The organism is Agromyces sp. P1_H4, assembly GCF_056405255.1.
This window is the reverse complement of record NZ_JBFUCL010000438.1, coordinates 1-2,582: the sequence shown is the minus strand read 5'-3', so window position 1 is coordinate 2,582 and position 2,582 is coordinate 1. Positions and strand designations below refer to the sequence as shown.

Annotated in this window: 4 protein-coding genes and 2 pseudogenes; 2 read left to right on the top strand and 4 right to left on the bottom strand. The window is 71.5% G+C overall.

Features of this window, described 5'->3' with window-relative positions; translation table 11 throughout:
* Positions 1 to 584 (bottom strand): annotated as a pseudogene (locus AC1DY2_RS18515) (helicase-associated domain-containing protein); the annotation flags it as partial.
* A gap of 9 nt (positions 585 to 593) precedes the next feature.
* The gene (locus tag AC1DY2_RS18510) at positions 594 to 869 is read right to left on the bottom strand and encodes a multidrug ABC transporter ATPase (RefSeq protein WP_309977648.1); all 276 of its coding nucleotides are present in this window, start codon (positions 867 to 869) and stop codon (positions 594 to 596) included.
* A gap of 109 nt (positions 870 to 978) precedes the next feature.
* On the opposite strand from AC1DY2_RS18510, the gene AC1DY2_RS18505 reads away from it, so the two are divergent.
* The gene (locus tag AC1DY2_RS18505) at positions 979 to 1,359 is read left to right on the top strand and encodes a cold-shock protein (RefSeq protein WP_159603760.1); all 381 of its coding nucleotides are present in this window, start codon (positions 979 to 981) and stop codon (positions 1,357 to 1,359) included.
* Positions 1,352 to 2,146, top strand: a complete 795-nt coding sequence (locus AC1DY2_RS18500; protein WP_476763746.1) for a DUF3027 domain-containing protein — start codon at positions 1,352 to 1,354, stop codon at positions 2,144 to 2,146. Before AC1DY2_RS18505 ends, AC1DY2_RS18500 begins: the two co-directional genes overlap by 8 nt.
* On the opposite strand, the gene AC1DY2_RS18495 is transcribed toward AC1DY2_RS18500, so the two are convergent.
* Together AC1DY2_RS18495 and AC1DY2_RS18490 are read right to left on the bottom strand one after the other, a co-directional pair.
* Complete coding sequence (locus tag AC1DY2_RS18495) at positions 2,122 to 2,388, bottom strand: DUF2530 domain-containing protein (protein WP_476763745.1); 267 nt, start codon at positions 2,386 to 2,388, stop codon at positions 2,122 to 2,124. The two genes, AC1DY2_RS18500 and AC1DY2_RS18495, sit on opposite strands and share 25 nt — an antisense overlap.
* Positions 2,389 to 2,394: 6 nt before the next feature.
* Positions 2,395 to 2,582: pseudogene (locus AC1DY2_RS18490) on the bottom strand (phosphoserine transaminase); the annotation flags it as partial.

Genomic DNA, 2,582 nt, shown 5'->3' with positions numbered 1-2,582 from the left:
GCGAGCCCGCCCTTCGCGAGCTCGCGCGCGGGCTGCAGCCCGAGCTCGGCGAGCAGCTCGGCGGTCGCCGCGACGGTGGCGTAGGCGGCCTCGGCGGCGTGGCGCTCGAGCAGGCTGCGGTCGACCTGGTCGACGCTCACGAGCACGGGCGGCGCCGGTGCCGCGAGGTCGGCCGCCGTCGGGATGTCCCTGGGGGTGTGCACGGCCAGGCGTGCCGATACCGCGGTGGGCACGTGGACGCGCTTGGAGGTCTCGACGACGAGGAGGAGGGCGCCGAGCCTGGCCAGGAGTGCCGGCGCGGCATCCGCCAGTTCGTCGGATGCGCCGAACTCGACCAGCTGGTCGTGCACCGACGCCGCCGTGGCGTCGCCGTGCTCGTCGGCGACGGCCGATGCGGCGGCGAGCACCGCGAGGTGGCGGCGATCGAGCCGGCTCAGCGCATGGTCGATCGAGTCAGGGGCGAGCAGCATCTCGGCAAGGTCGAAGAGGTCGCGCACGCCGACCGGGTCGAACTCGCGCGACTGCAACGCCGACGCGAGATCTGTTCGCGACAGCTCGCGGAGACGTGCGGCGAGCTCCAGCACGGCGGCGGGTCAGCTCGATCCGGTGCGACCGGCGCGCGATCGTCGCACGCCGTTCACGATGAGGAGCGCGATGAGCAGGAGGAAGGCGATCGGCAGCCCGAACAGGGGCAGCGTGAGCACCAGGGGCCAGACGCCCTGGCTGAAGCCGTCGTCGGCTCCTGCGCCGTTGGCCGTGCCGATCATGACCGCGATGAACGCGAGGATCGAGATGGCCACGATGGCGACGAACATGTAGGCGAGGATGCGCTCGGCACGGTGCTGGGTGATGGGGCCTGAGTCGCTCACCTCACCAGAATAGGGCAGCGGGCGGACGCAGGGCTCCCGGGCTTCTAGACTGGACCGAGGACGGAAGCCCATTCGGCCCGTCCATCCCCACGCGAGCGAGGTTCACACGATGCCCACCGGCAAGGTCAAGTTCTACGACGAGGAGAAGGGGTTCGGCTTCATCAGCTCCGATGACGGCCAGGAGGTCTTCCTCCACGCATCCGCTCTTCCCGCCGGCGCGACCGTGCGTGCGGGCACCCGTCTCGAGTTCGGCGTCGCTCAGGGCAAGCGCGGGGCGCAGGCGCTCTCGGTGCGGGTGCTCGAGGCGCCGGTCAGCCTCGCGAAGATCAATCGCAAGCCCGCCGACGACATGGCCATCATCGTGGAGGACGTCGTGAAGGTGCTCGACGGCATCGGCGCAGACCTCCGGCGCGGCCGCTACCCCGACAAGTCGAAGTCGCGCACGGTCGCGGCGGTGCTGCGCAAGGTCGCAGACGATCTCGATGCCTGAGCAGACGGGTCCCGTCGAGGRGGTCGACGCCACCCCGATCGACCAGCCGGCGGATGCCGCGCCCGTGTCGACCGATGAGCCGGCGGATGCCGGGGCGGAGACCATCGACGAGCCTGCGGATGCCGCTGCGCCGGTGTTCGAGCCCGACGCGATCCTCCTCGACGCCGTCGACCTCGCCCGTCGTGCGCTGCTCGAGGTGACCCCGCCAGAGACCGTCGGATCCGTCATCGGGCACGTCGCCGAGGGCGAGCACGTGCTCACCATGCTGTTCGCCGCCGACCTCGCGGGGTACCCCGGCTGGCGGTGGAGTGTCACGATCGCCCGGGTCGACGACGGCGAGCCGACGGTGCTCGAGACCGAGCTGATGCCCGGCGACACCGCGTTGCTGGCGCCCGAGTGGATCCCGTGGTCCGAGCGGCTCGCCGACTACCGCGCGGCACAGCAGGCGGCTGCGGCCGCCGCCGCGGAGGCCGCCGGCTCGGACGACGAGCACGACGATGACGAGCACGACGACGGCGACGACGAGCACGACTTCGAGGACGAGGACGACGAGGAGGACGACGACTCGGATCTCGACGAGGACGACGACTCGGATCTCGACGATGATGACGATGCGGAACTCGACGCCGCGTTCGGGCACGACGACGGCGACGACGAGTTCGACGGCATCGACATCGACGCCCTCGACGAATCAGGCGATGAGCCGACCGAGGGCGACGACGCGGACCTAGGCGACGACGAGCCGACCGCGGGCGACGAGGGTCAGCCGGCCGAGCCGGTCTCCTGACGGGCGATCCGCCGACGGATCACCTGCACGACCACCAGCCCCACGAGCCCCAGCACGACGCCGGTCGCGCACGCCCAGACGAGCCAGCCCAGGTCGGCCGCCTCGAGCTGGGCACGGAACACCAGGGTGACGACGAGGGCGACCAGCCACGAGACCGTGCCCGCCAGCACGGCCTTGCGTGCGTCGGCCCGCGCCGGCGCCGGGTCGGGGCGCCGCTCGGAGTCGTTCAGCCAGAGTCGCACCGGACCTCAGCCCAGTCGCTCGAGCACGTAGTCGATCGACGACGTCAGCGCGCGCACGTCGTCGGGGTCGATCGCCGTGAAGGTGGCGACGCGCAGCTGGTTGCGTCCGAGCTTGCGGTAGGGCTCGGTGTCGACGATGCCGTTCTCGCGGAGCACCGACGCGATGCGCGCGGCATCCGTCGACTCGTCGAAGT